Raw genomic sequence first — 1,000 nt, forward strand, 5'->3', positions numbered from 1 at the left:
TGTGCTGTGTGCGTATCCCCGACCCGGCCAAACCCGGCCGCAGGTTGCAGGAGGTCCAGACCTACTCGACCATGACCCGGGCGTTGTCGGGCATGGTCGGCCGGTTGCGGGACCTGGGTGTGACGCGGGTGGTGATGGAGGCGACCAGTGACTACTGGAAGCCGCCGTTCTACCTGCTGGAAGCGGCAGGGTTCGAGACGTGGCTGGTCAACGCCCGTGACGTCAAGCACCTGCCCGGGCGTCCCAAGACCGACCGCCTCGATGCGGTCTGGTTGTGCAAGGTCGCCGAGCGGCAGATGCTGCGGGCGAGTTTCGTGCCACCGCCGCAGATCCGGATGCTGCGGGACCTGACCCGCTACCGGGTCGACCTGGTCGCCGCGGTCGGCGCGGAGAAGAACCGGGTCGAGAAACTCCTCGAAGACGCCCAGATCAAGCTGTCGTCGGTGGTGTCGGACATCTTCGGCGCGTCCGGCAGGGACATGATGGCCGCACTGGTCGCCGGGCGGCGCGACCCGCATGTGCTGGCGCAGCTGGCCCGCTCCAGCCTCCGCCGCAAGATCGACGTGTTGGAGGAGGCGTTCGTCGGCCGGTTCACCGACCATCACGGCTTCCTGCTGGCCAAGATGCTGTCGCGTATCGACGCGATCGAGGCCGACATCGCCGACGTCGACGCCCGCATCCAGGAGCAGATCGCCCCTTTCGCGCCGGCGGCCGACCGGCTTGAGCAGATCCCCGGCGTCGGGTCCACGGCCGCCCGAGCGATCATCGCCGAGATCGGCGTCGACATGACCCGCTTCCCCACACCCGCGCACCTGGCCGGCTGGGCCCGCTTCGCACCCGGCGTGAACGAATCAGCCGGACGCAAGAAGGGCAGCGCATCGACCGGGCACGGCAACCCGTACCTGGCCCGCGCCCTGGGGCAGATCGCCGTCAGCGCCGCCCGGACCAGCACATTCCTCGGCGAACGCTATCGGCGTATCGCCCGCCGTCGAGGCCCGAA

The 1,000-nt window shown here is 69.4% G+C and carries 1 protein-coding gene; it reads left to right on the forward strand.

Annotated elements, in window-relative coordinates; all coding sequences use genetic code 11:
- Positions 1–1,000, forward strand: a 1,000-nt coding sequence (locus HAV40_RS37845) for an IS110 family RNA-guided transposase (RefSeq protein WP_205694011.1), incomplete at both ends; no start/stop codon positions are given.

Origin of the sequence: Catellatospora methionotrophica (assembly GCF_011297335.1) — a bacterium.
Classification (GTDB): domain Bacteria; phylum Actinomycetota; class Actinomycetes; order Mycobacteriales; family Micromonosporaceae; genus Catellatospora; species Catellatospora methionotrophica.